At 69.3% G+C, this 26026-nt stretch carries 24 protein-coding genes, 1 pseudogene and 2 CRISPR repeat arrays; of the genes and pseudogenes, 3 read left to right on the top strand and 22 right to left on the bottom strand.

The window, feature by feature from the left end; all coding sequences use genetic code 11:
- Positions 1-66: 66 nt before the first annotated feature.
- From DDW44_RS05915 to DDW44_RS05855, 11 genes are all read right to left on the bottom strand, one after another.
- A complete protein-coding gene (locus DDW44_RS05915; RefSeq protein ID WP_108905762.1) occupies positions 67-1533 on the bottom strand; it encodes an ATP-binding protein in 1467 nt (488 codons plus the stop codon).
- 3 nt (positions 1534-1536) lie between these two features.
- Complete coding sequence (locus DDW44_RS05910) at positions 1537-2382, bottom strand: bifunctional DNA primase/polymerase (protein WP_108905761.1); 846 nt, start codon at positions 2380-2382, stop codon at positions 1537-1539.
- Positions 2379-2552, bottom strand: a complete 174-nt coding sequence (locus tag DDW44_RS32360; RefSeq protein ID WP_208647940.1) for a hypothetical protein — start codon at positions 2550-2552, stop codon at positions 2379-2381. The genes DDW44_RS05910 and DDW44_RS32360 overlap by 4 nt, the downstream gene beginning before the upstream one ends.
- 294 nt (positions 2553-2846) lie before the next feature.
- A complete protein-coding gene (locus DDW44_RS05895; protein WP_017945971.1) occupies positions 2847-3035 on the bottom strand; it encodes a hypothetical protein in 189 nt (62 codons plus the stop codon).
- A 405-nt stretch (positions 3036-3440) separates the two neighbouring features.
- Positions 3441-5516 (bottom strand): cell division protein FtsK, encoded by a 2076-nt coding sequence (locus tag DDW44_RS05885; protein ID WP_108905758.1) that lies wholly within the window; start codon positions 5514-5516, stop codon positions 3441-3443.
- An 87-nt stretch (positions 5517-5603) separates the two neighbouring features.
- Positions 5604-5807 (bottom strand): DUF6257 family protein, encoded by a 204-nt coding sequence (locus DDW44_RS05880; protein ID WP_108905757.1) that lies wholly within the window; start codon positions 5805-5807, stop codon positions 5604-5606.
- Between the two features lie 75 nt (positions 5808-5882).
- On the bottom strand, positions 5883-6257 hold the full coding sequence (locus DDW44_RS05875; RefSeq protein WP_108905756.1) for a DUF6251 family protein: 375 nt from the start codon (positions 6255-6257) through the stop codon (positions 5883-5885).
- Complete coding sequence (locus tag DDW44_RS32605; RefSeq protein WP_244224185.1) at positions 6241-6597, bottom strand: RRQRL motif-containing zinc-binding protein; 357 nt, start codon at positions 6595-6597, stop codon at positions 6241-6243. Before DDW44_RS32605 ends, DDW44_RS05875 begins: the two co-directional genes overlap by 17 nt.
- A gap of 32 nt (positions 6598-6629) precedes the next feature.
- Positions 6630-7496, bottom strand: coding sequence for a DUF2637 domain-containing protein (locus tag DDW44_RS05865; protein WP_108905754.1), 867 nt, complete (start codon positions 7494-7496; stop codon positions 6630-6632).
- Positions 7493-7768, bottom strand: coding sequence for a DUF6303 family protein (locus DDW44_RS05860; protein WP_341867086.1), 276 nt, complete (start codon positions 7766-7768; stop codon positions 7493-7495). The genes DDW44_RS05865 and DDW44_RS05860 overlap by 4 nt, the downstream gene beginning before the upstream one ends.
- Entirely contained in the window at positions 7768-8037 is a 270-nt protein-coding gene (locus DDW44_RS05855; RefSeq protein ID WP_108905752.1) for a DUF6284 family protein, read from the bottom strand. The genes DDW44_RS05860 and DDW44_RS05855 overlap by 1 nt, the downstream gene beginning before the upstream one ends.
- A 1044-nt stretch (positions 8038-9081) precedes the next feature.
- Between DDW44_RS05855 and DDW44_RS05850 the strand changes: the two genes are divergently transcribed.
- Together DDW44_RS05850 and DDW44_RS05845 are read left to right on the top strand one after the other, a co-directional pair.
- A complete protein-coding gene (locus DDW44_RS05850) occupies positions 9082-9798 on the top strand; it encodes a MerR family transcriptional regulator (RefSeq protein ID WP_108908743.1) in 717 nt (238 codons plus the stop codon).
- Positions 9799-9800: 2 nt separating this feature from the next.
- Positions 9801-10274, top strand: a complete 474-nt coding sequence (locus DDW44_RS05845; RefSeq protein WP_093655991.1) for an NUDIX domain-containing protein — start codon at positions 9801-9803, stop codon at positions 10272-10274.
- On the opposite strand, the gene DDW44_RS05840 is transcribed toward DDW44_RS05845, so the two are convergent.
- From DDW44_RS05840 to cas3, 10 genes are all read right to left on the bottom strand, one after another.
- On the bottom strand, positions 10262-10834 hold the full coding sequence (locus DDW44_RS05840) for an HD domain-containing protein (RefSeq protein ID WP_108905751.1): 573 nt from the start codon (positions 10832-10834) through the stop codon (positions 10262-10264). The genes DDW44_RS05845 and DDW44_RS05840 overlap by 13 nt on opposite strands.
- Position 10835: 1 nt before the next feature.
- Positions 10836-11297 (bottom strand): GntR family transcriptional regulator, encoded by a 462-nt coding sequence (locus DDW44_RS05835; protein WP_108905750.1) that lies wholly within the window; start codon positions 11295-11297, stop codon positions 10836-10838.
- A 212-nt stretch (positions 11298-11509) separates the two neighbouring features.
- A CRISPR array of direct repeats spans positions 11510-12819; the repeat unit is 29 nt; unit sequence CGGAACACCCCCGCGTCGGCGGGGAGGAC.
- A gap of 17 nt (positions 12820-12836) precedes the next feature.
- Entirely contained in the window at positions 12837-13151 is a 315-nt protein-coding gene (gene cas2e, locus DDW44_RS05830; RefSeq protein WP_108905749.1) for a type I-E CRISPR-associated endoribonuclease Cas2e, read from the bottom strand.
- Entirely contained in the window at positions 13151-14083 is a 933-nt protein-coding gene (gene cas1e / locus DDW44_RS05825; protein WP_108908742.1) for a type I-E CRISPR-associated endonuclease Cas1e, read from the bottom strand. The genes cas2e and cas1e overlap by 1 nt, the downstream gene beginning before the upstream one ends.
- Positions 14084-14139: 56 nt before the next feature.
- On the bottom strand, positions 14140-14790 hold the full coding sequence (cas6e, locus tag DDW44_RS05820) for a type I-E CRISPR-associated protein Cas6/Cse3/CasE (RefSeq protein ID WP_108905748.1): 651 nt from the start codon (positions 14788-14790) through the stop codon (positions 14140-14142).
- Entirely contained in the window at positions 14787-15557 is a 771-nt protein-coding gene (gene cas5e / locus DDW44_RS05815; protein ID WP_108905747.1) for a type I-E CRISPR-associated protein Cas5/CasD, read from the bottom strand. Before cas5e ends, cas6e begins: the two co-directional genes overlap by 4 nt.
- Positions 15554-16684 carry a type I-E CRISPR-associated protein Cas7/Cse4/CasC gene (gene cas7e, locus DDW44_RS05810; protein ID WP_108905746.1) on the bottom strand — a complete coding sequence of 377 codons (1131 nt, stop codon included), beginning with the start codon at positions 16682-16684 and terminating at the stop codon, positions 15554-15556. Before cas7e ends, cas5e begins: the two co-directional genes overlap by 4 nt.
- A gap of 1 nt (position 16685) precedes the next feature.
- Complete coding sequence (gene casB, locus DDW44_RS05805; protein ID WP_244223968.1) at positions 16686-17324, bottom strand: type I-E CRISPR-associated protein Cse2/CasB; 639 nt, start codon at positions 17322-17324, stop codon at positions 16686-16688.
- Positions 17325-17428: 104 nt separating this feature from the next.
- Positions 17429-19012: a type I-E CRISPR-associated protein Cse1/CasA gene (gene casA / locus DDW44_RS05800; RefSeq protein WP_108905745.1), complete on the bottom strand. Its 1584-nt coding sequence runs from the start codon at positions 19010-19012 to the stop codon at positions 17429-17431.
- A 161-nt stretch (positions 19013-19173) separates the two neighbouring features.
- Positions 19174-22032, bottom strand: coding sequence for a CRISPR-associated helicase Cas3' (gene cas3, locus DDW44_RS05795; RefSeq protein WP_108905744.1), 2859 nt, complete (start codon positions 22030-22032; stop codon positions 19174-19176).
- 190 nt (positions 22033-22222) lie between these two features.
- Positions 22223-23349: a CRISPR direct-repeat array (repeat unit 29 nt; unit sequence GTCCTCCCCGCCGACGCGGGGGTGTTCCG).
- A gap of 379 nt (positions 23350-23728) precedes the next feature.
- Between cas3 and DDW44_RS05790 the strand changes: the two are divergent.
- Positions 23729-24674 (top strand): annotated as a pseudogene (locus DDW44_RS05790) (IS256 family transposase); the annotation flags it as partial.
- 1040 nt (positions 24675-25714) lie between these two features.
- Here the strand turns inward: DDW44_RS05790 and DDW44_RS05785 are convergent.
- Entirely contained in the window at positions 25715-25924 is a 210-nt protein-coding gene (locus DDW44_RS05785; protein WP_108908740.1) for a hypothetical protein, read from the bottom strand.
- Positions 25925-26026 lie beyond the last annotated feature (102 nt).

Here is a 26026-nt window from a genome sequence, read left to right as displayed (position 1 = left end):
AGGAGCACGTCTCCGCCGGCGCCCGGTGCTCTTCTTGCTTGTCCGCGCCGCGCACGGTGCGGCAGGTCAGTTCAGCGCGTCCTGCTGGTGTGCGGCCGGGCGGGTCATCTCGATGTAGCGGGCGGCACCGGTGCGGCCCCAGTCGACGACCACGCCCCGGGCGGCGAGGGTGGGCTGAAGGCGCTTGAGCCGGTCGGAGAGGACTTTGCCCGTGGTGGGCCAGCCTCTCGGCAGCGGGCGGCACTCCTCGCCGCTGTAGAGGCCGGTGAGCGCGTACAGCCACTCCGAGGACGTCATCCGCGTCTCCTCCCCTGGCGTCATGCTGGCCGCATGCTTGAGCACGGTCTGGGCGAGGAGGTCGCCCTCGATGACGTCGTCGTTGAGCTCGTCCAGGCTGGCCCGGTAGGCGGCCAGCGAGCCGAAGCCGGTCGCCGCGTCGAGCTGCGCGCACAGGTGCGCGAAGTCGGCCATCCGCAGGTCGGTCGGGATGTCTGCCTCGGCGGCCCGCACCTTCACCGCAAGGTCCAGCAGCGAGCCGAGGATGACGGGCAGAACCTGCTCGTACTCTGCCCATAGCTCGGCCTCGGTCCGCCGTACCCGCGGCCGCTCCAGCCGCAGGGGCAGCAGCCGTTCGGCGAGGTCGGGCCGGATCACGCCCACGTCGATGCCGGTCAGCAGCAGCGGGCGCCGGTAGCGGGCCCGGACGACGTCCCCATCGGTGAACAGGGCACGCTTGACGCTCTCGGCGCCGGTCACGATGCAGCACATCGCATCGGAGAGGTCCGGGGTCATGTGGGAGAGGTTGTCCAGGGCGGTGACCCACCCCGCCGCCACGGCCGCGATCAGGTTCTCCTCGTCCTTCGGCGCCCGCCGCAGGTCGCTGCTCATACCTTCGACGATCCGCATGAGCATCCGCCCGGCCGTCGACTTCCCAGCGCCTTGCGGGCCGGTGAGGAACGGGGCCGGGACGGGGACGGACGGTCCGAGACTGCCGATGAGCCAGGCGAGGGCCAGGCACTCGGTCTCCGCCGTGGCGAAGTTGGTCAACCGCAAAAGCAGGTCGATGCCCTTCCCGTCGGTGTCCTTCACCGGCAGCGGCAGTTCCCCGGTGAGCTGGGTTCGCCGCCAGCACACCTCACGCGGATCCGGGACAGCGATCGCCCACCCGGTGGGGTGGATGCGCACCGACTGGCCGTCTGCGCGGCCGAGGTCGAGCCACGTGGCGCCGTCGAAGCCGGGCGCGACCCGGATGTGCACGGGCTGGGTCTCCTCGGTCAGCGCCAACGCCTCAATGAGGTCCAGGGCTTCTTTGAGGGCGGTGCCGTTGAACACGCCGATGCCGTCGCGGAACAGGTCGACCATGAGTTCCTGGCGGTGGCTGCCCGTCGTGCCCTGGGACCGGATCGGCCGCGCGACGGGGTGGCCGTTCCGCTGCGCGTAGACGGTGCCGTCCGCGGTGCGGAAGTACCGGAAGTTGGCCTGCGCGTAGTCGGTGATGATCTCGCGCGCGGGGCTCTTGTCGTCGTCGGACATGGCTCACATCCCCAATGCGGAACGGGCGTTGGCCCACGCGTCGGTGCAGTGCCGCAAGCTCTCGCCCTTGGCCTGCGCGGCCGTGAACAGCCGCCCGACGTGGGATTCGGTCAGGCATCCGCACCGGCCGTGCACTGACAGCACGGCGAGGAACGTCCGGTACACGGTGGCGTGCACCTGGGTCCGGGCCTCCGTGATGCGCTGCTCCGCCATGGCGATACCGCGCTCAAGGAAGACGGGCGTGCGGTGCCGGCACTCCCCACCACCGACCGGCACGGGCACGGTGCCGATGTGCGTCGGCTGAACCGCGGGGGTACTCCGAGCGGCCAGCGCGCGCACGGCGTCCGGCAGATCGGCCGTCGCGCCCGTGCCGGGCCCCAGATAGCGGGCGTAGGACATGGACGACTTGATGTCGACCCCGGGCCGCACCGCGTTGCGTGACGCGATGGCGCCTCGGTAGATCCAGTGCTGACCGCGCGTCGTCGGCACGGTCCGCGTTGCGGGTAGAGCGGTGCGCGCCCATGCGATGGCGTCCGCGTCGTCCAGGTCGACCACGGTCAGCCCGGCGCCGCCGGGGTGGTAGCCGACGCACACCGCCCGCCGCCACGCAGCCACCCACAGGGGCGAGACGATGACGGCCGGGTCGGTGGTGCCGGCGGCCCAGGCGTGGCAGACGCCGGGACAGCGGCAGGGGCCCGGGGTTTTCATGCTCGGCCGGCCGCCGCACGCGTTGCCCGCGCAGGAGCTGCAGTTGGCGAACGGCACCTTCCCCCGGCGCAGAGGCAACACGGGCACGCCCGAGGCCGCGAGGCTCAGTGCGGTGTGGAGGGGGTACAGCGTCTCGCTCATGCCGCCACCCCCAGCGTGGCCGTGGCGAGCAACGCGGTGCCGCCGTGGTCGGTGTAGGCGGGCGGGATGGCGAGGGCGTAGCCCACGGCCGCACCGGCAGCACACGAGAACGGGTCCAGCATTCGGGGCCGTCGGCCACGTACTCGCCGGCTGATAGAGGGTTGCGTCATGCTGGGAGACCTCCACAGGTCTGTTGACGGACGGGTGGAACGAGGGCGGCCCCAGGCTTTGGCGAGACGGGGGCCGCCCTCGGTCGTGCGGGTTCTAGTGGTCCGGGGGCACGAGCCGCAGGACCGGCGCTGAGGCGCGCTCGGTTGCGGTGACGTAGAACCGGATTCGGCTGCGGTCGCGGGTCGGGTACTGCCGGATAGGACCGGTGGTGAAAGCACCGGCGAGCGCGGCGGTGATGCGGTCGGCGTCTGCCGGGTGGCAGATGATCCGGATCTCGAACCGGCCGGGCCCGGTCACAGGGCCGGGATGGCGCTGATGACGGCGGTGATCAGGTTGTTGATGGGCTCGGCGGCGCCGGTGGAGGCGAGGAAGAAGCCGAACCCGGCGGCGGTGAACGCGCTGCCTGCTCCGAGGCTGTGGGAGCGGAGCAGGAAGAACAGCACGAGCCCGAAGAGCAGGACGAGCGAGACGGTTACGGCCATGCCGTGAACCTCCGTTCCGTGGTGGCTGGTCGGGTGCCGGCGCGGTGGATGTGGCGTCCGGTGTTGAGCAGGCGGCGGCCGACGCGGAGTCGGTAGCGGGCGCCTCGGCAGCGGCGGCAGACCTTGACGGTCCGTCGGCGGACAGTGCGTATGCCGGTCCCACGGCATGTGCGGCAGGGCCCGAACGGGCTGAGCGCGCACAACGCTGCGTAACCAGCGAGCGTGAGCAGGATGGCGAGGCTAGCGAGGGCCATAGGGGTGTCACCTCCCCTCTCAGGGCGGGTTTCGGGGGTTTGCGCTGGTGGGCCGCTAGACGCTAGTTCGCTGATCAGCGGCGGTGTGGGTCGCTAGTGGGGCCGCTAGACCTAGCAGGCTGGGGTGCTAGGTCTAGCGGTGCTGCTCGGGTCAGGCGGCGGCCCGGTCGGCGTTACGGCGAGTGATGGCGGCGGTGACGTCGGCGCGCTTGATGCCGCGCCGGTTCGCCCCTTCGCCTTCGTCGGTCTGGCCCCACACCTGGCCCGGCTTGATGCCCCAGGGCTTGAGTGCGGCGGTGACGTTCTCGCCCTGCCAGCCGCCGTAGGTGTCGGGCTGCGCGGCGGCGAGCCGGGTGGCGATGCGCTCGCACCACACGGCCTTCTCGTCGGATGCGATGACGTTGAGGACGTCGGCGAGGATGTCCGAGCCGGTGCCGGTCTTCTCCGGGCCTTGGCCGATGGCGTGGCCGGTGACGTTCCCGTACGCCTCCCGCGCGACGCGGGCCCGGGCGACGATGCGTTCCGCGGCGACCGCGTCGACGAACGCGGACGCGACGATGCGCGGGTCGTCGCCCTCGCCGGCCATCCAGCAGATGCCCCGATCGGACCGGGAGAACATGGTGGCGCGGTAGCCGGACTTGTACATCGACGTGCCCAGCACCATGTCGTTGGCGGGCTGGCCCATGACCTTGAGGCAGAACCTGAGGACTGCGTTTGCGCTGATGCCGGTGGGCAGGGACTTCGCGTCGGGGCGCTGGGTGCCGAACATGGCCACGATCCCGAGCGCGGGGCCGCGCTTGACCAGGTCGGTGCAGATGGCCTCGATCTCCTTGCCGTGCTCCTCGTGCTCGAACGGCACCTGGCACTCGTCGAACCCGACCACGATCGGATGCAGCCCGAGGCTCTTATCACCGGCGAGTTCGGGGGTGACCTTCGACTCCGGGCACCGGGAGCGGGGCAGGGACTTGATGACCTTCGCCCGCCGGCGCAGTTCCTCCTTCAACTCCCGCAGCGCTTCGAGGACGTACTCGATGTCGTCGTCCTCCTCGCCGGCGCGGTAGCGGTGGCAGACGGGTTCGAGGGCGCCGAAGTCGCCGGTGCCCTTGAAGTCGAACGCGTGCACCTCGCAGCGCGGGTCGAGTGCGGCGATGAGCAGGAACAGCCGCATGAGGAACGTCTTGCCCATGCGGGGGATGGAGCCGACGACCACGGAGGCGAACATGAGCGTGACGGCGACGTCGCGCATGCGCTGGTCGTTGCCGAACACCACCGGCCGGAACAGGTCCACCGTCCCCGACTTCGCCAGCGGCCACGCGGGCTTGCTGGTCTCGTTCATGGGCTTGTCCCCAACCCACAGCACGAGCCGTCCCTCGTGCTGCTCCGGATCGGGCGAGGGCCACACGCAGCCGGTCTTGCGGCGGAGCCCGGAGGCGAGGGGCTTGCGGGCCTCCATGATGTCCTCGGGCGTGACGCCGTAGGGAAGGTCAAGGTCAGCGCGGTAGCCGGGCCCGTCCCGCACGATCTCGGAGACGAACCTGAGGCCGTTCATGTCACCGCCCTTCTTGATAGCGGCCGTGACCTTCGCGTTCCCGATCGAATCGAGTCCGCGGAGCACGATGGAGCCGGTGAGCTTCTGCACCTCCGTCTTCAGAACCGCCGGTCCGACCACTGGGGCGTCCGGCTGCTGTCCTCCGAGACCGAGGAGGAGGACGCCGCCAGCGGCGAACGCGTACAGGAACCCGGGGGCGAGGACGTAGAGGTAGAGGGCGAAGCCAACCCCGAACACGGCCGCCACGAGCGTGACCAGGCCCCGCAGGCGGACACGACCGGCGCGGAGCCGGGCGAGGCGCATGTACTCGTCGATGTCCTCCGTCTGGACCGCGTACGACCGCAGGGGTGCGGCCTCGCGGTCCCACACCCACCGGTTCGTGGTGGCGACGAAGCGGCAGGCTCCCCGCGGGGACATGAGGGCGAGGCGTCCGGCATACACCGGCAGCCGCACCCCGTGATACAGCGTCGCGTACCCGGCGTTCGCGAAGCTGTGGCGGGCGGTCGCGGCGAAGTCGCGCCGGTTTGTCAGCCAGGATGCGAGGACCGGCTTGCGCTTCTCGATCCGCACCTTTGGGTCCGGCAGCGCGGGGTTGTCGACCGGCGGCGCCACGGCCGGCGCATCGTCGTCTATCGGGGGTACGGGCTGCAGGTGCGGGCCCGCAGAGGTGTCGGTCATGCTGGGTGTCTCCTGCTGCTCGAAGGGTGGTCAGGGGCCCGGGGCGGACGGGATGCTTGCCGGCTTGACGGCCGCCCCGGGGCACAGCTACTTGCGGCCGTTCTTCTTCGCGTCGCGCTCTTCGCGCGCGCGGGCCTGCTCGATGACCCGCTCGACCTTGCGTTCCAGGTCGCGCTGGTGGACGCGGCCGCCGGTCAGGCGGTCGTCGGCGAGGCCGCGCTTGGCCATTCGGGCGACGTACCAGGCGACCTTCGCCTTCTCGCCGGTGGTGAGCTTGGGTTCACGCGCCACGGTCTGTCTCCTGTCCGGGGCCGGACTGTCCGGCTCCCCACGGCTCCCGCACCGGGCGGGAACCGCAGGCGGCCGTCAGCGCCGGTGGCGGACCCTGCGCATGCTCTTCGCGGCCGCCTTGCCCTCGGTGCCGGCGACCGACTTCACGACGGTGACGACACCCCACGCGCACACGGCCGCGAGCAGAGCGAGGAGGGCGAGGTTCGCGGCCAGGGCGGTCAGCACGCTGACCAGCAACGGGCCGAAGTAGACGCCCGCCGCGACCGCGCCGGCACCGACCCCGGAGCCGAGCGCGATGCGCTGCACCGTCCGGTCCGGCGGCGCCTGGTGCACATGCTGGTGAACCACCTGCGGACCCGAGTGGGCGGCGGGCAGCTGGGTGGGGTCGACGTAGACGTGGGTGCCGTCCGGGAGCTGCACCACACGGGCGAGTTCAGGCAGCGAGTCCATCGCTGGTCCCTTCGGGATAAGCGCAGGGCACACAGGTGCCCAGCGCGGCGGGGAGGACGTCTCCGGCGTCGCGCCCGCAGCCGGGACACAGACGCCGCGCGGCGTTGGCTTTGGCCAGAGCCGCCCGCCGGCCCGGGCTCATCGGGCGCACGGGCATCGCACGGTCGACGCGATACAGGTAGGCGACCAGCGGCCCACGCCGCCGGCGCGGCCGCAGACATTGCGCGGCGACGGGCTGTCCGCCTGGGCGGAGCCCGGCGGCCCGGAGCTGCCGGCGGGTGGCGTAGCCGTCCGGCGCGCACCGCCACGGGTAGGTGGGGATGCCGAACCGCTCGCCCATGGGGTCGAAGCAGTCGGCACGCGTCAGCCGCATCAGGCGCGCTCAGCCGCCGGCAGCGGCTCGGCGGGCGTGGTGCGCTCGGCGCGCAGCGTCTCGCGCAGCACCCGTGCCTTGGCTGGTGAGGTGCGTACGGCCTTGCGGATGCCCTCGGCCGTCAGCTTCTCGATCGCCCAACCGGCGGTCGCTTCGCGGGCCTCGATCAGCAGTTCCTCGGCCGTGCGGACCGGTCGACTCGACCGGGCGACCACCGGCACTCGACCGGTCGCCCGCCGTACCCGCGGCTGCTCGGCCGCGACCGCACCGACCGGCACCCGCTCGCTCTCCTCCCCCTCGACCGCCGCCGGAACCGGCTCGACCGGTCGGGCAGGCACCTCCTCAACCCGTGCGGCGGGCAGCTCAGCGTGTTCGCCCAGGTCAGCTGTCGACCGATTCACAGTGATTTCTAGTGTTTCGTCGGGTGGCGGGGTGGGGTCCGGTCGGTGGTGCAGGACCTTGGCGACCAGGTCGGAGCCGAAGTAGATCGAGCCGACCGGCAGCGATGTGGCGAGCAGGACCAGGGCCCAATTCGCCGGATCCCAGTCGGCCAGTCGACTCCAGTCGACCGATCGACCGTGCAACTCCGGCACCAGGCCGTGGACGTAGTTCAGGACCAGTGAGGCGAGCGTGTAGGTGGCCAGCACCCGCAGTGCGAACCGGCGCGCGTCGCCGGTCAGCACCAGGGTGGCGACCAGCGCGAGAGCCATGAGGCCATCGACGACGAACGGGTACAAGGTGGCCGCCGTACCGTCCGCGCCGGTCGCCTTCGCCACGTCCCGCAGCGCGTTCCACGACACCCGGAACGCCATCGCGACGACGGCGACCAGAGCGAGCACGAGCAGCCCCTTACCGAAGCGGTTCATGACGCACCGCCCGTCAACTCCCGCACGTCGACGGTAGCGATCAGCAGCACGGGCGAGGCGTCGTCACCATGGGTGACGGTGTCCTCGATCCAGGACCACTGGGAGCCGGGGACCTGCTCAAAGCCAAGCGTCGCGAGGGCGGCCCGGCGCTCGGTGATCGTGGGCACCGGGGTCGGCCGCTCCCAACGGAAGTCCGGCCACTCGGTAGCGCCCATCAGTGCGACGTACAGGCGCCACGGCCCGCCGCGACTGGACATCTGAGCGGTCGGCATCATGCCACCACCGGTCCGCCAGGCACGCCGGCAGTGCGGTTGGCCAGGTCTCGCCGCGCCGCCAGCACCCGGTTACGGGCCCGGCGGATACGCCGCTCGTCCAGCACCGTGGCCGCCCGCTCCAGCGTCACGATCAGCGCATCCAACAGCTCGACCTCCGCCGCGATCAACGGCATCTCCCGCTCGATCGCATCCAGCTCCGCGCCGGTCGGCTCACGGTCGTCAGCGATGGCGGTAACGGCCACCTGACGTGCTTCCATGTGCTTCATGGGTCGTGGTTCCTCTCCACGGGGTACGGCCCGAAGCGCCCCCGGAGTAGCCGCTCCGGGGGCGCACACCGTTGTCGGGAATCAGGGGGTACGGATCAGCTCAGTGGCCGCCGGCCGCTGCGTGCGGATGCGGGCGCGGGGGCCGCACCGGGAGCGGCGGCCGCTCGTCCCGCTGGTGCTCGCCGCTCACCGGCGCCCCTGCATCCGGGCGTTGTCCGCGCTGCGCTTGTTCGCCTCAGCGGCCCTGCGGGCCAGCTCGGCCCGCTCTGCCTCTGTCAGACTGGTGATCACAGGGACCTCCACATAGGTGCCTGTAGGCGCCGCTCGGAGTTGCAGCTCCGGGCGGCGCGGTTGGTAGAGCCAGCGGATTCCAGCTCCCCACGCCTCGCCCGTACGGCGGAAGCGCCGGACGGGCGAGGGAGGCAACCGGCCGCGGCATGCGCCGCGCAGGTGACCTGACTCCGAGAGTCACCGGCTATCCCGGTGCGCTTGCACGGCGGATCAGGGAGACACGAAGGGCATCACCACTTGTGCCGGTCCAGCACGAGTAGCGCCCAGGTACTTAACTGCCGCATCAGAACTCCTCTTCTCGCAGGTCATTCGGGTGGCGCACTGCAAGGGGGACTTCGTCCCCACTCTCCGGCCGTTGCTCGCGGTCGCCGGGCCACCTCGCCAGTCGGGCCGAAGCCCATTGCGTCCTACCTGGCCTTTAGCGGGATTGCAGCGTCCCCGCCCTCTGCTGATGAGCAGCCCAAAGAAGGCCCCTCAGGTGTGCTGGGAACCGCTGTCGAGCTCCAAGCTCAATGCAGTACCTCTATTACAGGTACTGCATTGAGTCTCGTCAAGCTTGACGGCGGACTCTCCGCTCCTCGCGCCGAAACTTCTTGGCGCACCATCAGAATCGGTGCAGGTGCGGGGCGTTGTTCACCCCGCGCATGGACACCTGGGGGTCATCTCGCTACCGTCAGGACGTCCCTAGATGTCCCACCGCCGGGGGTTGAGGTGTCCAACGAGCGCTTACGGTCCGCCCTCTTGGCCCAGGGCATGACCGTGCAGGATCTGGCCGAAGCGATCGAGGTCAACCCGAAGACGGTTGAGCGATGGATCACGCAGGGGAAAGTCCCGTACAGGAGACATCAGTACGCGACCGCATCAGTGCTCAAAGTCGAGGTGACGACCCTGTGGGAGGACTCCCGCATGGTGGATAGCGCGACCGACTTGAGCAAAGCGGAGATCGTGACGGTCTATCCGCATCGGCACATGGTGCCCACCGGCCTGTGGCGGGAGATCTACGGCCGGGCGACGTCGCATATCGACGTGCTCGTCTACTCCGGACTGTGGCTCTCGGAGGACCCGCTCTTTCACGACCTGCTTAAGACCAAGACGCAGGGGAACGCTCAGGTGCGCATCCTGCTCGGGGACCCCGACTGCGCGGCGGTGAAGCAGCGTGGCATAGACGAGGGCCACCAGATCATGGACGGCAAGATCCGCAACGCGCTGATGAACTACCGCCCGCTGTTCCAGAGCCACCCGGACATCGGCTTCCGTCTCCACGACGCGACGCTCTACAACTCGCTGTTCCGTGCCGATGACGAGATGCTCGTGAACACCCACGTCTACGGCATCGGCGCGTATATGGCGCCCGTCCTGCACCTACGGCGTCTACCAGGCGGCGGCCTCTTCGACACGTACGCGAATAGCATCGAGCAGACCTGGGGAGGCGCGCGCCAGGTGACGGAACACGACCTCACGGGAGCCTGAGCATGGGACGCATCGACTACCTTCACGACCCCGACGCCCCGCCGGCCAACTCGGTGGTTCCGTCCGTCGTGGCGTTCGTGCAGAACGACGCCGGCGAGGTGCTGGTTATCCAACGGTCAGACAACGGCCGCTGGGCACTCCCCGGCGGCGGCCACGACGTCGGAGAATCCATCAGCGACACGGTCGTGCGCGAGGTCTGGGAAGAGACCGGAATCAAGGCCGAAGTCGTCGACATGTCCGGGATCTACACCGACCCGGGTCACGTGATGCTGTACGACGACGGCGAGGCGCGCCAGCAGTTCAGCATCTGCTTCCGCGCCCGACCCATCGGCGGGGACGTGCGTACGAGCAACGAGACGACGCAGGTCCGCTGGGTGGCCCCGGCGGATCTGGCAGGACTCGACATCCACCCCACGATGCGGCTCCGTATCGAGCACGCCATGGACCGGACGCGTACGGCTCCCTACATCGGCTGACGCTTCACCGCGTCGACGCGTTCGAGCACACGGGCGTTGCAGGCCAGGATCTCCGGCTCAGCGCGCCGGATGAACCTGCCGATGAGGCTGTCAGGCCCGTAGCGCCCCGCGATCTCGTTCACGCGGTCGACGGGATTCGTCGGGGTTCCATCCGGCGTCGTGTTCATGTCGCAGAAGCAGAGTGCGTCGGAGAGTTCCGCACGCTCCCGCGGGAACTCGGATTCCAGCTCCTCGCGCAGGCCCCGGGCCTCAGCCTCCATCCAGGCACAGGAGTGGTGGGCCACGAGACGGGTCACGCGAATATCAGCGTTGGCGACGTCCCGCAGGTACCGGGCCCCGTCGAGCGGATGAAATCCGGTCTTGGCAAGGTCGGGGGAGTAGCCGATGTCATGGAGCACCGCCGCGGCCTCCAGCAGCTCGGCGTCGTCGCCCAGGATCGGCGCGATGATCCGAGCACGCTCGGCGACCCCGAGCGAGTGCGCCCACCGCCGCGGCAGCGGCTCGGCGAGCAACGACTCCGCGAGCGGATAGGCCGAGTCGGTCAGTCCCGCGCTGCTCACGCTACGAACGCTCCTCTCGGCCCGGCAGGGCCAGTACGGTTCGCTGCTTTCCTTGCTGGCTCGCCGACAGCAGGCCAGCGGCTTCGAGCTTGTCGAGCGCCTTGGCCACCGTCGGCCGTGAGGTCCCAAAGCGTTTGGCCAGAGCACCCGTGCTGGGGAATTTTGCCCCCACCTGCAGCTCATCGGTTCGGATCACTTCGGCGATCTGCTCCGTCAGAGGCCGACGATCGCGTTCCTGCCCGTGCCGAACGACGCGCCACCGGCCACCGGGTACCGGCTCGGCCCGGCCTTCCTTCTCCAGGACTCCAAAGACTCGCAGCGCGACACCGCGAGAGACGCCGTAGTCGCGCATGATCTCTGCGGCAGACGGTAGCTCTGTCATTTCAGGGTCGGCGTCGATCGATGTCTTCACCGCATTAGCGATCTTAAGAAACGTCCCCCGAGGGCTGGCTTCCTGCGACACCCGTTATCCCACCTCCCTGCGCTCGTCGTCACGCCCAAGCCTCCCACGCCGTTTTCATCGGTGGCCGACTGGATTCGTTTCTGGTGCGAGGAGGCGGGCGTGAGGTTCCGTGTCGGTGTGGGGGAGGACTTAGGCCGCTGGCGTGTCCGGGTCTATCGGGGCCCGCGCTTGCGAGGAGGACGCTGTGCTGGCCGTGCCGCGTGGACTATGGCCGGAACACCCCCGCGTCGGCGGGGAGGACACCCGCCCGGCCGGGACGCCCTGGACCGGATGCGGAACACCCCCGCGTCGGTGGGGAGGACACCTGGGCGACCGGCTCGGGCAGGCTATCGACCGGAACACCCCCGCGTCGGCGGGGAGGACGGCGACTCCGCGACCCAGCGCTACGTCGACACCGGAACACCCCCGCGTCGGCGGGGAGGACGGGAACAGGCTCAGCATCGGGTCGATGACGTGCGGAACACCCCCGCGTCGGCGGGGAGGACGCCCGGGACACCATGCCCGTCGCGACCAAGAGCGGAACACCCCCGCGTCGGCGGGGAGGACCCACTGGTCGGCATCCTGTGCGGTGTGGCCGGCGGAACACCCCCGCGTCGGCGGGGAGGACCAAAGGGGCCACACCTCGATTCCTCAGGGATTCGGAACACCCCCGCGTCGGCGGGGAGGACTCTTGGTCGCGGTCATGGCGCGGGCCTCCTTGCGGAACACCCCCGCGTCGGCGGGGAGGACGGCTACATCCAGCTCGGCCGCGGCATCTCCGGCGGAACACCCCCGCGTCGGCGGGGAGGACCAGCTCGCGGGCAATGAGAAGGAGGTGGCTGACGGAACACCCCCGCGTCGGCGGGGAGGACCGGCAGTTGGTCACCGGGTCCACCCACGCGTTCGGAACACCCCCGCGTCGGCGGGGAGGACAATACCCGGCCGCCGATGTGGAGGGGCCGCGGCGGAACACCCCCGCGTCGGCGGGGAGGACGCCAGGGCCCGCAGGTGGTACTCCGCCTGCTGCGGAACACCCCCGCGTCGGCGGGGAGGACGATCCTGGGGAGGTCGGTGCGGAGCCGGTCGGCGGAACACCCCCGCGTCGGCGGGGAGGACCCAGGATGGGCTCCTGTGCCAGCCCATGCGCACGGAACACCCCCGCGTCGGCGGGGAGGACGACGGCGCGCCGTTCTCCGTGTCCCTCCTCGGCGGAACACCCCCGCGTCGGCGGGGAGGACTGCGGCCATGCGGTCGAGGGTCCAGCCCTGCTCGGAACACCCCCGCGTCGGCGGGGAGGACGCGCCGTCGGCGAAACTGGCGGTGCCCTCTGTCGGAACACCCCCGCGTCGGCGGGGAGGACACCGCGGCGACGGTCATCCTCTCCCCGCCCGCCGGAACACCCCCGCGTCGGCGGGGAGGACAGCCCCAGCACCGCCGGGATCAACTGCGGGTGCGGAACACCCCCGCGTCGGCGGGGAGGACTCCCAGCCGAATGGGCGACGTCCACCGAAGTGCGGAACACCCCCGCGTCGGCGGGGAGGACACTTCCTGACCTGCAGCTTAGGTTGGGCTTTGCCATTGCTTTGCTGTGGGGGCTGTCATGCGGACGAGGGTGAGGCCGTCGAAGTCGATGGGGACGCGGCGCCGGGTGCCGGCTGTGTGGATGGTGTAGCCCTGTTCTGTGGCAGCGGGGTGGACGAGGATGGCGGCGCCGTCGCCGACGGTTTCGGTCACAGTGGTCCAGAGTTCGTCGCGTACGCGGGCGGAGACGGTGCCGACAAATATTCCGGGGACGACTTCGCTGGCCCAGCGGGAGAGGGCGCCGCGGAGGTGGTCGGGGACAGCGGTGGTGGCGATGACGAACATGGACGGCATCAGTTGGTGCCTGTCGCGTAGTTGACCCCAGCCGGTAGGGAACCGGTTTTGGGATCCCAAAGGTGGACCATGTCGATGTCGCGCCGCTCGGAGCGGTCCTCGGTGCCGGAGGCGTGGCTCGGGGTGAGGAGGGCCTGGACGTCGCGGACGATGCGGGGCAGGAGGCGCAGGAGTCGGAGTTCCTCGCGGAAGCGTCGGCGGGCTTCCTTTTCGGGGTTGGTGGATTGGTGGAGGGCGAAGGCGACGGGCAGGGTGGTTTCGGCTTTGTAGAGGTCGGCGACGTCGTAGACGAGGGCGTGCTGGGTGCCGGCGTGGACGAAGCCGAGGGCGGGGGAGAGGCCGAGGGCGAGCAGGGCGGCGTGGACTATGCCGTACAGGCAGGTGTTCGCGGAGGAGAGAGCGAGGTTGACGGGATCCTGGTCCTGCCACTGGTCGGGGTGGTAGTTGCGGCGGAACCGTCCGATGCCGTGCTGCTGGGCGAGGATCTTGTAGAGGGCCTTCATACGCTGGCCTTCCATGCCGCGCAGTTGGTCGAGGGTGACACCGTCAGGGATCTCAGCGTTGCCGAAGCGCATGGCGTACATGCGGGTTGCGACATCGAGGCGGCGGACGGGATCGCTCCAGGTGCTGACCTGTTGTTCGAGCCAGTGTGTGGTGAGGGAGTCGGGGAGGATTCCGGCATACGCGCGCACGCCGCCCGAGCCGGTGGAGACGACGGTGGTGCCGTGGCGGGCGAGGGTGTTGAGGACGGGTGTGGTGATGGAGACTCCGGGGCCCAGGAGCAGGCAGGACAGCGCGGCGGTAGGGAGGTAGACGAGGTCGGTTCGGCCATTGCCGACATGGATTTGGGCGCAGACGCCCGTGTCGTCCTGGATGACGCGGACCATGTCCAAGTACAGGAAGGACAGGGAATCCGCGACGCGGGGGAGCATGGCGAGGGTGGGGGCGGCGAGTCGCTTGCGTGCATCGCCGCCCCGTTTGGGTGCGCTCATGCGGTGGTCGCCGGGGCGAGGCTGAGCAAGCCGGCTCCGTACGGCTTGCCGCGGCCGATGCCTGTCAGGACTGCGTCGGTGAGCGCCGCCGGATCGGTGACGGTCGCGGTTCCGTCGTAGCGCAGCAGGCTGTGTCGCATGGGTGGGGCGTCCTTGCCACGGGGGCGGACGGCGTCCAGGTTGGTCGGAGTGAGGACGTGGAGTTGCAGGCCGGCCTCAGCAGCGCGGCGCAGCCACCATGCGTCGGCGTCCGGCCCCGAGAGAGGCACTACGCGGCCGCGCTTGCCCTTCTCCGCCAGTGACAGGCGTTCGCGCTTGGAGGGGTTGAGGACGATGCGGTAGCGGACGGCGAGCCCCTCGCGGAGCGCGTTGAACATCGGAGCCAGGCTCTTGACGTCGGCGAGGCCGTATCCGCTCGGCAGCAGGGTGGGGTCGAGTTGTGAGGCCTGGACGAGCAGAGTGCTGGAGTCGGTGGTCTCGTCCAGCCGGTAGAGAAGCCCGGCCTTGTGACGGGGCGAGTCGCCGAGGGAGTCGGGGACCATACGCATCACGGTGCGGTGCATCTGAGTCGCGTCTCGCAAGTCACGTTGGACAGGCCTGCTGTGCGGGTTGAGTCGGATGCGGGCGATCACCGCGTCGTCGGTCATGCGCCTTCCTCGGTGTTCTCGTCGTGTGCGTACTCGATCAGTTGCTGCATCAAGGTGTGGTGTGGCGTGGCCAGCCTGTTTGGGACAACCCTCGCTGTCCGGTACAGCCGGCGGGTGGTGTGGCTGCGCGAGTGCTGGGCGAAGCTGACCGGGGCGTCGTTGGCGGTGAGAACGTCGACGGCCGCCGCGGCCACGTCGGTCGGCATCCGCTCGTAAAGGAAGTCGACTACGAGATCGCTGCCGTCGTGCGGAGGCGTCTGGCTCACGGGCACGTGGGCGCGCAGTTCCTCGTCCGGGTCCTGGACATGGTCGCGTAGCAGGAACGGCTCGTCCGGGACGCAGGAGCGGCGGCCAAGGTAGGGCGCCCAGTGCGGATGGCGCAGGGCGCCGGCGAGGCGGGTGAGGTCCTTGTCGGGTCCGGCGACGGCGACGGCGAATACTGCGTCGGCCAGGTAGTGACGGCGGGTGATCACGGCTGCGCCCTTGTTGCTGCCGCCGCTGGTGGCAGCGGTGCGTGCCTTGGGCAGGCCGCCTCCGACGGTGTGGTAGTCGATCAACCGAATACCTGGCCGGTCGACGCGGACAATGAATTCGAGGCTTTCGTACCGGGCGAGCCCGCCGCCACGGCCGATGCCCTCGGCCGCGGCGAACAGCCCAATCAGGGCCGAGCGGGTGGGGAACGGCGCCGTGTCCCGCACGGCGGTGAACGCCGAGCGTTCGCCCCATGACTGCAGCGGGCCGGCCAAGCGCAGCAACAGTCCGCTCACCGCTGTTCACCGGACTCGGGGAGCGCGGCCTCCAAGGCGGCTTCGATCAGGTCGCCGTACGAGTCGTGGGCACCGCCGAGCCCGGCGAGTTGTTCTTCCGGGGCGATGGTGGCGTGGCCGTGGAAGGGCCGATGGCGGTCGTCGCCGGTCAGCCGGTTGATGTTGTGCGCGTACGAGGCGAGCGTGGACCGAGACGGCTTGGCGAAGCCGCCGAGCCCGTCCGCGGTCACCGGAGCTTCGAACGCGGCGGCCAATGAGAGCGGGCGGTGCTGTCGGACGGCGAGGTAGGCGAGGTCGGGCAGGGTGTGCGGGGCGGTGCTTGTGCGCTTGGCCTGCGGTAGCGAGAGCAGGAAGTGCTCGGCAAACGAACCCAGCACCGTGCGGGCTGCCTTGGTGTCTCCCTCCAGGTTCTTCATCAGGTCGGTGATGTTGACCGTGGCGAAGCGGTAGAAGACGCCGGCGCTGAACTCGGCAGTGTCTAGGTGCCCGCTGCCGGTCTCGGCCTGTCCGAGCCAGTCGTCGACGGCGGTGAAGTAGTCACGCTGCGGCTCGGCGGCATGCGTGGTGAAGGCGTGCGCAACCTGCGCGGCACCGTCCACGTTGGCGTCCGGGAGCTCGGCCAGCATCCGTCCGAGCAGGCTGATGGATGCGGTGCGCCGCTTGAGGATCTCCTCGATCCTGTCGGGGGACAGCAGTTGCCCGGCGTTCCTCTTGCCCTGGGCCTTCTCCAGCGCCTCGCGGTGCTCGGCGCAGATGGCGACCAGTTCGGCGATGGCGGCTTCGGGCAGGAAGAGCAGCACTGAGGTGTGCCCCTGCTTTTCGGTGCCGATGCCCTTCTTGCCGGCGCTGGCGGCGACCTGCGCTCCTGCGAACGCGGCAAGCTCCTCGGGCCAACCGGCCTGCATCAGAGCCTGCTTTACCTTCACCGGCACCATGCGAGTGCGAGCGGCCTTCTCGCCGAGGTCCTGCTCGACACCGTGCCGGATGACTCGCTTCCAGGACTGGCTGGAGACACGGATCCTCGGTGCGTTGCCGTACCGCACCTGCTTGGGCGAGCCCAGGTCGTCTCGGTTCAGGTTTGCGGCGGGTACCGACTGCAGGGCGCTCAGGTCCAGGTAGAGGGACATTTTAGTTGTTCTCCTCGCTGCTCTTCGGAGTCTGGTCTTCGATGCCGGAGTCGCCGTGTGCGTCGCTGACGCGGAAGTAGCTCTCCAGCCAGCGGGTGGCGATGATGTCGCGCTTGCGGTTCCACCAGGACAGGTCCTCCAACATGACCGCCCAGTCGATGGCGACGCCGCCAGTCAGCAGATGCCGGGTTAGCGCCGGCAGCCTCGGGTGGATCGCCTCACTGCTCTGTCGGGCCATGAGATGCAGGTCGCCCTCGGCGGAGTCGGGCTTGAGCACGCCCTTCCGCGCGCCCTCGGCCAGCGCAGCGCCCAGGTTCGGACGCAGGTGCCAGTCGGCGAGCGCCCGGGCTCCCTTGGCCTCATGCGCCGTGGCCTCGCGGGCGGAGCGCGGCCGGGCGGCGATCAGAGCAGCGACCGCGTAGTGGGCCCGCTTGGCGTCGGGATGGAGGCGCTCGGACAAACGCGGGACGAGGTAGCGGTGCAGGTAGTTGCAGCGCTCGACCGGTAGAGCGAGGCCTGTCCGCAGGTCGGCCTGGGCCTTCTTGCTCTCGCACAGAGAGAGGACGTGGGCGACGAATGTGTCGGACGGACGTAGGGGTTTGGTCGGTGGCTGCGCAGCCACCGACGCGAAAATGGTCATGAAGCATCCCCCAGGGGGAGTCGAAGGGATGGGGAAGGACATTGCCGAACGGCGGACCGGTGATGTGCCGAGCCCTACGACGAGGAGTCAGTGGCGCAGAGAACTCAGCGGGGCGGAAGGAGCAGACCGCGGATGATCGCCCGGGCTCGGCTGCTGGCGCGTGCCACGCGGATATCGGCGCGGTTCGCCTGCCCGATCGCCTCGTCGAGCGCGGCCAGCGCCGCATCGACGAATGGCTGTTCGATCGGGGAGTTGAGGCGGTCAGTCGCAGCCAGCCGCCAGAACTGCTTCTCGGCGGCGGGCCAGTAGCGGGTTAGCGCAGCGCTGGCCCACGGGCCCGGCTTGCGGTGATCGATCTTCACCTTCGCCCTGGGGGAGACATCCGTGTTCACGTCGGTGGCGATCTTCCACGCGACCTTGGCAGCAAACTCGAGTCGGCGGCCGGCATCCTCACCGACCCGGTGACAGCGGGCTAGGTGGTGGGCCATCGCCGGCTCCGCCTCCTCCTGCCAGCGCAGCACGGGTGGTGTTGTGGCTTGGAACCAGACGCTGTCCTTCTGCTGGCCGTCCTGCTCGAAGCCGTACGCCCGCACTCGCAGGGTCGCCAGCAGCCGCTTCGGCAGCCCCTCCAGGGCGGGCGGCCTGAGCGCGTCCTGCAGGCTGTCGGCCAGCAGCAGGGCGTCGACATCCCGCCACAGGGCCCGTGCACCGTCCGCCTCCCGGGCGTGGAATCCCCCGTCCTTGCGCCGGTCGAGGATCAGGAACGGGTCGCGTACCTCCCGCGGCGGCTCGTGCGTGGACCAGGTGATGTAAGCGTCGACCACCGAGCGGCGATCCGCGGAAGGCACCAGCAGAACCGCGTGCCGGAACCGCCCGGTCAGCATGCGTCCCGGCCAAGTCATGGAGGCAAGCGGCTGCAGTGGATCCGGCAGTTCCCCCTCCCACGGGCAGGCGTCCCTCCCCTCCGTCTCGACAGCGATCCGCGGGCTGGGCACGGCCAGAACCAGGCTGGCGAACAGAGTCGGCGCCCACGGGAAGTACGAGACCGACTTGCGCAGCGGAGCCGCGTCGCCGCTCCCTGCCCGGTGTTCGGTGATCCTGCGAGGCGTGCACTGCCCGGACGGCCCGTAGTACAACTGGGCGATCAGGTGCCAGACCGCCTCGGCGGCCGGAACCGGCACCGGATTCGTGTCCGTGAAGTGCCCGAACAGCACGGCACCGTTGACGCCCGTAGGACGCCCGAGGACCAGCTTGTTAACCCCCGACGGATTCGGCGCACCCTTCGTGTCGATGCACTCCCGGACCAGCCGCGGGTCCTGCAGGAACGGTCGGCTGTCGTCGAACAGATCGAAGCGTCCCTCCGGTATCTCCTTGTCGAAGTACGCGTTCACGGCAACCGAGTCGAACCGCCCCCGCGCCAGCACCCGGTCGCGCAGCGCGTCCCACTCTTCGATTTCCTCTGCCGTGTCTGCGTCGTCGAGCCGGATACCCGCGTTCTGCGCGATCCGGGCTGTCATCGCTGCCAGGATCCGCAGTAGACCCGACGCTGCCGGCGGTACCGGCAGCTCCAGATCCTCGATCTCGTGCGCCCGCGCAAACAGCCGACGGAACCCGAAGCGAGCCGATTCACCCGTCAGCAAGCGCACCGGGATCCACGGCTCGTCCCGCAGATCGAACCCCCCACTCACGTGAAAACCCCTTCGTTCACACGTTCATCGACATGACGCCCAGGAATGGCGCGTACTGCCTGCCGGGGCCCTTGGGCGTCGTTGCGTCATCTAAGCACCAGCCACTGACAACTGGGCCCGAACTCCGGATGTCCGGCATCTCCACACACCGGCCTGGCGGCTCACCTTCGTACCAGTCCCAAGTCGCCGTCCAGAATCACTGACTTGCCGCCGACAGGGACGGCCTGCGGGTTCCCGTCGCGTACTCGCTGGTGCAGAACAAGGAGGTCGCTCAGCATTGGGTGGTCTGTCCAGGAGAGCGGCGGGCTGAGGGCCTCCACGTCCTCGGCGCCGAACCAGTCCGCGCGCACCGGAATGGTGCGTCGCATCACGGCCCGCACCGCGGCCGGAGGCACTCTCTCGCCCCGGCCGGGGTCGGGCAGCAGTTCCTCGCCCGCGATGTCAAGGGTGAGCCGGCCGTTCTCCTGCTCGTACGCGCACAGCAGCCGCACGGAGTCCGCACCCAACCGAGTGGAGAGCTCCCACTCGTCCTCGCTGCCGGGCAGATGGTGCAGGTCGTGTAGATTGCGCACGCTCCGAGCCGCCGGGATGGCGACCACGCTTGCCACGCCTTGCTCCGCCAGTTCCTTGCCTCGATAGGCATTCCAGGCAGCCGACCGTCGAGGGTCGGGGTTCTCCCAGTCGAACAGGCCCGACCGGTCCCCATGCACGGCCTCCACCAGGTCCTGTACATCGCCGGGAATCGAGATCGTTGCCGCGGAAATCGCGCCCAGCCTTTTCGACGTCTCGGTGAGCAGGAACTTGGGGTACACCTCGCCCCACTGACGGGGAACGCCGCCCCCGTACGTCAGCGGATCGAGGACGACCAACTGCGGCTCTCTCGCCCAACCGGGGCGCCCGCGCCCACAAGGACGACCATGCTGAACCCACCAGTTCTCGTGCCGCCAGCACCGGCCGGCCCGCTGCAGCAGCAACGCCAGCGGGGCCAAGTCGCTTATGACGATGTCGGCATCCAGATCGAGCGACTGCTCGACGACCTGCGTCGCCACCACGATTCGCCGCTCGGGACGCGGCCCGCGGCGCCCCATCCCGTCCGTCACGCCCGCCGTCCGCGATTCCCGGATGTCGCCCGGGAATCGCGCGTGTAGCAACTGCACACAGCCGCCCTCGGCGTGAGACCGGTGGTCGAACCGCTCTCGCAGCCGCATATACGTCTCCTGCGCGTCGCCCACGGTGTTGCAGACCACCAGCGCGCAGCCGCCCCTCTCCCGCACTACCGGCTCCAGCAAGCGCTCGATGACGGTCAGCCGATCCCTTGAACCCGGGCGTTCGCCGTGGACTACCGGCTCCACACGCACGCGCAGCTCCATGCTCCGCGCGGCAGCCTGTTCCAGTTGCCGAGGCTCTGAGATTTCCGTAGCGCGTGCCGAGGCGCCGTCAACGTACAGCCAGCCCGGATAGGGCGCCGGGAACGTCCTCCCGCGCAACGACCTTCGCCCATGTCCTACACCCTGCAGATATTCCTTGATGAGTCGGTCGCTGATTGACCTGGGCAGAGTCGCTGACAGCAGGACCACCGGTACCCCATACCAGCCGAGCCAGTTCAGCAACCTGCCGAGCAGCACCTGCATGTAAGGGTCGTACGCGTGCGCCTCGTCGATGATGAACGTCTTGCCCGACAGAGCCAGCATTCGCAGCGCGTTGTGCCGCACCGGCAGTACCGACATCAGCGCCTGATCGACCGTGCCAACCGTGAACTGTGCCAGCAAGGGACGCTTCGCTCCGCGGAGCCACTGCCGGGGGCGCATGTCCGCTTCACACCGCCCGCCGGTCTCGCCCTCCTCCTCGTCGCCGTCACCAGCCGAAATGCGCTGCCCGGAGACCAGGTCGTGGTCGGCGTATGCGCTGCTCAGCCATGCCATGCTGTGGGTGAGCGTGAGTCCCGCATCCTGGCCCGCCTGCCGCTGAAGCGTTGAGGCGATCCGGCTGTACATCTGATCACTCGTCGCCATCGTCGGCAGCAGGAACGCGAACCCCCGCGTCCCGAATGCCCCGGACAGGACCCGCTCGGCCTCCAGGGCTGTCTCGCTCTTGCCGTCTCCAGGCGCAGCCGTGACGAGCAAAATGCCGCCGCGGGTGGCGTCGCGTACCACGCTCGGCAATTCGTCCATCACGGACCGCTGCAAGGGATTGGGCTGCCCATTGATGCCGTACGTCTCTGAGAATCCCCTGCGTTCCAGATCCACCGGGGTCAACCCGGCTTCTGCCAGCAGCGTCGCGGCGTCCGCCTTCGACTGGGTGAAGTGAGCTTGCAAGGAGGGCTCCAGGACCTGCTGGCGGCGGCACAGGTACTCCTCCTGACTCATCAACCAGTCCGCCAGGATCACCACCCCCGTCACAAGCGCTGCGGCCGGCGCCTTGAACTCCCCTGGCGCTTGTGGTGAGCCCAGCAGTTCATGCACGGCGACGGCATGAGCCTCGCGCTGCCGCGCCCAGGCCGGGCCGCCGAGGAAGGGCGGGTCGCCGTGGAATTCGTTGCGGTGGAATCGTCCGTGGTGGCCGCCGACGATTTCTGCAATCCGCTCCGCCGCCTTCGCCATCTCGTCGGCGTCGCCCTCGAAACCCAGAGCCCCCAGGACGGCCGACACCGCTCGCATCCCGGCCACGTCGTGGGCGATCCGTTCGTTGCCGAGGGCTCCCTGTTCGGACAGGAAGGTGGCACTCAGATGTGCGCGAGCCCTATGGGAGCAGAACTGAAAGCCTGAGACCTTCCCAATGTCATGCAGCCCAGCACACAGCGCGACCACGGCCCTCGCCCGCTCTGGTTCCTCCTCGAAACCCATCCCCTGACTGATGCTTCGCCGCTGATTGCCTGACAGATACACATCCCAGATGTGCAGAGCCATCGCTGCTGTATCGATCAAATGCCGCACCAGCGGATATGGAGGCAGCTCAGGATCCAACCCTCTCGACTTGCCCCACAGCGACTGGTCGGGGAATCCCCAGGAGACACTAGACATGAACCATCCCCCCCCAACGCACCGCGCCCTCCGCAGTAGCCATGCGCCGGATCGAAGCACATGCTGCTGACAACGCCGTGCCGACCTCGGCTACGGTTGTCGCGTGCTGAGTGACGCATCTCCAATCTACGGCTGTCGCCGCTTTGGTAAAGGGATGGCAAAGCCGTAGTTAAGCTGCAGCTCACGAAGTGTCCTCCCCGCCGACGCGGGGGTGTTCCGCCCGTCGACACGATCGACTTGTTCGACGCGGCGTCCTCCCCGCCGACGCGGGGGTGTTCCGACACGGTGCAGTTCGAGCAGCACCTGGGACGGGTCCTCCCCGCCGACGCGGGGGTGTTCCGCCGACCGCGCCCACGCCGACCTTCACGGCCCGGTCCTCCCCGCCGACGCGGGGGTGTTCCGTCGAGGAGGTCGCCCTGCTCCCGCATGGCGGCGTCCTCCCCGCCGACGCGGGGGTGTTCCGTCACGGTCCGACTGGACCGAGGACGAGGCATAGTCCTCCCCGCCGACGCGGGGGTGTTCCGCACATCGCCAGGAAGGGCTGGGCCCTTGTCGAGTCCTCCCCGCCGACGCGGGGGTGTTCCGGCCGCGAACGCGACGTACATCGCTGAGGCCACGTCCTCCCCGCCGACGCGGGGGTGTTCCGGCACAGAGTCCCAGAGTTCCGAACTCCCGGACGTCCTCCCCGCCGACGCGGGGGTGTTCCGGTTCATGGGAGGACTCCCGGAAGAGAGGGGCCGTCCTCCCCGCCGACGCGGGGGTGTTCCGCAGTTGCGGACGGTCCACACGAAGGGCCGGTCGTCCTCCCCGCCGACGCGGGGGTGTTCCGCACGTCTACAAGGCGTGCAAGCCGAACACCGCGTCCTCCCCGCCGACGCGGGGGTATTCCGTCCTCCGCGCGCGCCACGATCGGCACGGCCATGTCCTCCCCGCCGACGCGGGGGTGTTCCGACGAACCCGTTGTCCTCACCACAGACCGGGCGGTCCTCCCCGCCGACGCGGGGGTGTTCCGCCGCCGCATGCACGGCCTGCAGACGTGGAACGGTCCTCCCCGCCGACGCGGGGGTGTTCCGGTCATGCCCTGCGAGGTCGGGAACGGCGTCGGGTCCTCCCCGCCGACGCGGGGGTGTTCCGACGATCGCGGAGAAGGCGCGATATAGCCTCGGGTTCTCCCCGCCGACGCGGGGGTGTTCCGGTCCGCCGCGAGCTTCACGGCGTGCTCCCAGAGTCCTCCACGCCGAGGTGGGGGTGTTCCGCGCTCGAGGATGGCGAGGTCGACGGTGACCCCGTCCTCCCCGTCGACGCGGCGGTGTGCCGACCGGCTCAGCGGCTCGTGACGGCAGTGTCTGACGGCAACGTCACCGCACGACGGCGGACTCCGACTGGCCGTTGCGACAGTCTCGCTCCAGTGCTGTAGTCACAAGCCCACGGCCGCATGGGTGGGCGGGCGAACTTACAAAGCAGATGTCGGCGGTTCGAAACCGTCCGCGCCCACCGCGCTGACCAGCTAGCTGGTTGGTAAAGGCCCAGGCCAGAGCGTGTGCTCCGCCTGGGCTTACGGGTTGCGTCCTGAGAAGTGGTGTACCGGTTCCCACCTGATCCGGGCGTTTGTCCCGGCGTCGGAGTGAGGGGCCGGATAGAAGAACGGCCACCGGCTGATCTTCGAGTTGTCGAGAGCTCGAAGGAGATCAGCACGATGACCGCACCAGACAGTGTGCCCCTGCACGTCCTCGCCGAGGACAACCTCGCCGCGGCGAGTCCCGATCTGCTGCGCGCGATGGTCAAGACGTTCGCCGACGCGCTCATGTCCGCAGAGGCCGACGCCCTCTGCAATGCCGAATACGGGCAGGTCAGCGACGAGAGAGTCAACCAACGCAATGGCTATCGCCCGCGCGAGTGGGACACCCGCGCCGGGACCGTCGAGCTCGCCGTTCCCAAGCTGAGGCAGGGCAGTTACTTCCCACACTGGCTTCTCGAGCATCGACGCCGGGCCGAGCAGGCCCTGATCTCGGTGGTCGCCACCGCCCACCTGCTCGGTGTCTCCACCCGCCGGGTCGAGAAGCTCGCCGAGTCCCTCGGGGTGACGCAGCTGTCGAAGTCCCAGGTCAGTGCGATGGCCAAGCACCTGGACGAGCAGGTCACCGCCTTCCGTAACCGGCCCCTGGACGCCGGCCCGTACTCGTTCGTCCGGGTCGACGCGCTCACGCAGAAGGTCCGCGAGGGCGGCCGCATCATCAACGTCCACGCCCTGATCGCGGTCGGCGTCAACGCCGACGGCCACCGCGAGATCCTCGGCCTGGACGTCGCCACTGCCGAGGACGGCGCGGGCTGGCTCGCCTTCCTGCGTTTTCTTGATCGCCCGGGGCCTGTCCGGCGTCCAGCTCGTCATCTCCGACGCGCACGCCGGCCTCGTCGACGCGATCGGCGTGGTGCTGCCCGGCGCCTCGTGGCAGCGCTGCCGCACCCACTACGCGAGGAACTTGCTGAGCCAGGTCCCGAAGTCGGCCCAGCCCTGGGTCGCCACGCTGCTGCGGACGGTCTTCGAACAGCCCGACACCGACGCGGTGACCGCCCAGATGACCCACGTTCTGGACGCGCTGGAAGCCAAGTTCCCCAAGGCCGCAGCCCACTTGGACGCTGCATCGATCACCTCGGGCCGATGAGCGTGTCGTCTGAACACCCGCTCCGGCTTCCGCTCGTGACGTCGATCTTTCCTGCACAATGAGGCCAGAGGGGTATCGATGACTTGGGTACGAGTGGCGTGGGACCTGGTGTTTGCAGCCGTAGGCGTGATCGTCGCGTGCAACCTTCGCGACTCCGCGTGGCGCATCCATGGCTACGCAGCGAATCGCATCGGGGTGAGCCGCATATTCACCCCCACGACCATAAGGATCACGGCGGGCGTTCTCGGTGCAATCGTGATCACAGAAACAGCAGTCCGCCTGTGGTGAGTACCTGCCCCGTCAAGAGGGCCTGAGCTCCTGACATCAGCGGCTGACACCAACGACCGCGAATCTCGCCGATCGATGCCGCACGTCAGCGGCAGGCCAGGCGGCGCGCGAGGCGTGTCGCGCGAGGTCCCGGAGTCCCCAAGATCGACCTGATAAGGATGAGGCCGCGGGCGCAAGTCCCGCGGCTCGCCATGGGGCCCTCAGCCCGACGGACGAGGGCCCCGGGTGAGGCGCTCGACTGGTCCATTGGGGCAGCAGCGACCTGAAGATGCCCCGGGCACGTGTGACCTTTCAGGCTGGGGCAACTTGCACTTACGACCTGATATTACGCAACGGTCCGGCAGGCTCTCGTCGAAGCACTGCGCGAGGAAGATGCCCAAGGCGTTCCGCCGCAAGCCATAGACGAGTTCGCCCGTCGGATCTCTGAGGATCCGGACATGCTCCCGTTCTGACATCCACACCTGGCATCAACGGCGGTGGACAGCGGCGGCCCCGAGCGAACCAACCCGACTTCGCCGGGCCCCAATCCGAGTGCCGCAGCACGTCGCCGATCGAACTTTCAAGACGGTTGTCAGTATCCTTTACGGCAACGAAGTACAGCAACCTCGTGACCGCAGCCGATCCCCAACACACCCGTGAGGCCGACCGTCCAGCCCAGCAGACCCCGGCGACCGCCCCGCCCGTAGTTCGCATCGAGGCAGTCAGTGGCGACGCCTCATCGATGGCGATCTCTACGAGTAGAAGCCGACCCCGTACTCGTCACGACTGCACACGAAGTCGTCAGGACGCTCGACGCGCAGGACCTCATAGCGCGCGGCGAAGACCTCCAGGGCCTCATGGAGCGAACAGCCGAGGTGTTCTCGGATCACCATGAGCCCGCGGATGATCTGTTTGGCGAGAATCCGGTCGTCGGCAACGTCGATTGCGGCACCATCGGTCATGGCCTTGATCGAAACCGACTCGCGCACCTCGGCGCAACGCAGTTTGCCGCCGTGCCATTGCGTGCCACTACCGTGCCAAGACGACCGCGCAGCAGCGGTCAG

The organism is Streptomyces tirandamycinicus (genome assembly GCF_003097515.1).
GTDB lineage: Bacteria > Actinomycetota > Actinomycetes > Streptomycetales > Streptomycetaceae > Streptomyces > Streptomyces tirandamycinicus.
Note: the sequence above shows the minus strand (reverse complement) of the source record. Positions and strands in the feature narration are given on the sequence as shown.

What these genes read in the sequence shown, in the direction of transcription:
- DDW44_RS05915 (WP_108905762.1), bottom strand. Translation starts at nt 1,533, where the DNA reads ATGTCCGACGACGACAAGAGCCCCGCGCGCGAGATCATCACCGACTAC.
- DDW44_RS05910 (WP_108905761.1), bottom strand. Translation starts at nt 2,382, where the DNA reads ATGAGCGAGACGCTGTACCCCCTCCACACCGCACTGAGCCTCGCGGCC.
- DDW44_RS32360 (WP_208647940.1), bottom strand. Translation starts at nt 2,552, where the DNA reads ATGACGCAACCCTCTATCAGCCGGCGAGTACGTGGCCGACGGCCCCGA.
- DDW44_RS05895 (WP_017945971.1), bottom strand. Translation starts at nt 3,035, where the DNA reads ATGGCCGTAACCGTCTCGCTCGTCCTGCTCTTCGGGCTCGTGCTGTTC.
- DDW44_RS05885 (WP_108905758.1), bottom strand. Translation starts at nt 5,516, where the DNA reads ATGACCGACACCTCTGCGGGCCCGCACCTGCAGCCCGTACCCCCGATA.
- DDW44_RS05875 (WP_108905756.1), bottom strand. Translation starts at nt 6,257, where the DNA reads ATGGACTCGCTGCCTGAACTCGCCCGTGTGGTGCAGCTCCCGGACGGC.
- DDW44_RS32605 (WP_244224185.1), bottom strand. Translation starts at nt 6,597, where the DNA reads ATGGGCGAGCGGTTCGGCATCCCCACCTACCCGTGGCGGTGCGCGCCG.
- DDW44_RS05865 (WP_108905754.1), bottom strand. Translation starts at nt 7,496, where the DNA reads ATGAACCGCTTCGGTAAGGGGCTGCTCGTGCTCGCTCTGGTCGCCGTC.
- DDW44_RS05860 (WP_341867086.1), bottom strand. Translation starts at nt 7,768, where the DNA reads ATGCCGACCGCTCAGATGTCCAGTCGCGGCGGGCCGTGGCGCCTGTAC.
- DDW44_RS05855 (WP_108905752.1), bottom strand. Translation starts at nt 8,037, where the DNA reads ATGAAGCACATGGAAGCACGTCAGGTGGCCGTTACCGCCATCGCTGAC.
- DDW44_RS05850 (WP_108908743.1), top strand. Translation starts at nt 9,082, where the DNA reads ATGACCGTGCAGGATCTGGCCGAAGCGATCGAGGTCAACCCGAAGACG.
- DDW44_RS05845 (WP_093655991.1), top strand. Translation starts at nt 9,801, where the DNA reads ATGGGACGCATCGACTACCTTCACGACCCCGACGCCCCGCCGGCCAAC.
- cas2e (WP_108905749.1), bottom strand. Translation starts at nt 13,151, where the DNA reads ATGCCGTCCATGTTCGTCATCGCCACCACCGCTGTCCCCGACCACCTC.
- cas1e (WP_108908742.1), bottom strand. Translation starts at nt 14,083, where the DNA reads ATGCTCCCCCGCGTCGCGGATTCCCTGTCCTTCCTGTACTTGGACATG.
- cas6e (WP_108905748.1), bottom strand. Translation starts at nt 14,790, where the DNA reads ATGACCGACGACGCGGTGATCGCCCGCATCCGACTCAACCCGCACAGC.
- cas7e (WP_108905746.1), bottom strand. Translation starts at nt 16,684, where the DNA reads ATGTCCCTCTACCTGGACCTGAGCGCCCTGCAGTCGGTACCCGCCGCA.
- casB (WP_244223968.1), bottom strand. Translation starts at nt 17,324, where the DNA reads ATGACCATTTTCGCGTCGGTGGCTGCGCAGCCACCGACCAAACCCCTA.
- cas3 (WP_108905744.1), bottom strand. Translation starts at nt 22,032, where the DNA reads ATGTCTAGTGTCTCCTGGGGATTCCCCGACCAGTCGCTGTGGGGCAAG.
- DDW44_RS05785 (WP_108908740.1), bottom strand. Translation starts at nt 25,924, where the DNA reads ATGACCGATGGTGCCGCAATCGACGTTGCCGACGACCGGATTCTCGCC.